This window comes from Chryseobacterium sp. SIMBA_038 (assembly GCF_046535115.1).
Lineage (GTDB): Bacteria > Bacteroidota > Bacteroidia > Flavobacteriales > Weeksellaceae > Chryseobacterium.
The window spans coordinates 1-272 of the sequence record NZ_JAWRXH010000165.1 but is presented as its reverse complement, the minus strand read 5'-3'; the positions used below and the strand labels follow the sequence as shown (position 1 = coordinate 272).

The window sequence follows — 272 nt, the reverse complement described above, 5'->3', positions numbered from 1 at the left end:
GCCTCTGGCTGAAAATGCCTGTTTCTGCCCGCTATTGCTTCCTCCTTCAAGAAGGGCACGGAAGTTTAAGTTTTTTGACGGTAATTGTCGGGCTACATAATCTGTTTCAATATCAATAGCTCCTCCAATCGCTTTTCCACCATACAAGACTGAAGCAGAGTTTTTGTAAATATTGATACTTTGTACGTTACCCATTCCTATATCTGTATTGAAGTCTGGGCTTATTCCTGAAAGGTCATTTACTGCGGTTCCGTTTTCCAATATCCTTACCC

General features: G+C 41.5%; 1 protein-coding gene. It reads right to left on the bottom strand.

Annotation, left to right across the window (positions count from 1 at the left end):
* A partial coding sequence (locus SB689_RS23135; RefSeq protein WP_410694401.1) for a TonB-dependent receptor occupies positions 1–272 on the bottom strand: 272 nt, incomplete at both ends.